This is a genomic window from Streptomyces sp. SID3343, from assembly GCF_009865215.1.
GTDB lineage: Bacteria > Actinomycetota > Actinomycetes > Streptomycetales > Streptomycetaceae > Embleya.
The window spans coordinates 1-1,052 of record NZ_WWJX01001018.1 but is presented as its reverse complement, the minus strand read 5'-3'; the positions used below and the strand labels follow the sequence as shown (position 1 = coordinate 1,052).

At 70.2% G+C, this 1,052-nt stretch carries 1 protein-coding gene; it reads right to left on the bottom strand.

What is annotated here, in order from left to right:
- On the bottom strand, nt 1-1,052 hold a 1,052-nt coding region (locus tag GT354_RS54775; protein ID WP_237535680.1), incomplete at both ends, for a condensation domain-containing protein.

The window sequence follows — 1,052 nt, the reverse complement described above, 5'->3', positions numbered from 1 at the left end:
GCCTCGGGGGTCAACACCTGCTGGCACGGGACACCCTCGACCTCCGGAAACACCGTACGCAGACTCTCGTGCCGCGCCACCACGTCACCCAACGCCGCGCGCAGCGCGTCGCGGTCCAGTTCCCCCGTCAAGCGCAGTGCCAGCGGAATGTTGTAGGTGGCGCTGGGGCCCTCCATCTTGTGGATGAACCACAGGCGGCGCTGGGCGAAGGAGAGCGGCATGACGTCGGGCCGTTGCCGCACGGTGAGCGCCAGGCGCCCGGGCCCGGCGGTGTCGAGCCGAGCCGCCACCGCGGCCGGCGTCGGCGCCTCGAACAGGAAACGCAGCTCCAACTCGACCCCGAAAGCCGCACGAACCTGCGCGATCAGGCGAGTGGCGAGCAGGGAATGCCCACCCAACTCGAAGAAATGACCGTCGACGCCCACCCGCGACAGACCGAGAACCTGCGCGAACAGATCACACACGATCTGTTCCTGCGGCGTACGAGCCTCCCGACCGGTCGCCGCCGACGCGAAGTCCGGTGCCGGCAGTCCGGCGCGATCCAGCTTGCCGTTGGCCGTCAATGGGAGCCGCTCCAGGACGACGACGGCCGTCGGGACCATGTAGTCGGGCAGCAGTTCCCGGGTGTGCTCGCGGAGTTCGGTGACCAGGGCGCCGGTGCCGCGGCGGGCGGCGGGGTTGGTCGTCCACGTCGACAGCGGCGTACCGAAGGTCCCCGTATGGGCGGAGACGTAGGTGCCGACCGGTGTGCCTTCGGACGGTCCGCTCCGGTCGACGAAGACGACGTCGACGGTGTCGCTGTCGTGGGTGTTCCAGGTGATGTCGGTCCGGTAGCCGTGCTCGTCACCCAGGGCGTGGAAGGTGTCCAGGCCGACCGGGTGGGAGCGGGCGGTGTCGCCGGCCGGGGGTGTGTCGCCGTAGAGGGCGTGTCGGACGGCGAGTTCGTCGGTGAGGCGGGGGTTCGGAACGCCCGTGACGCGGAGTCCGGCGGGCCGTTCGGTTTCGAGTCGCTGCCTCAGGTCGGCGAGATTGTCGTCGTGGTCGGCGTAACC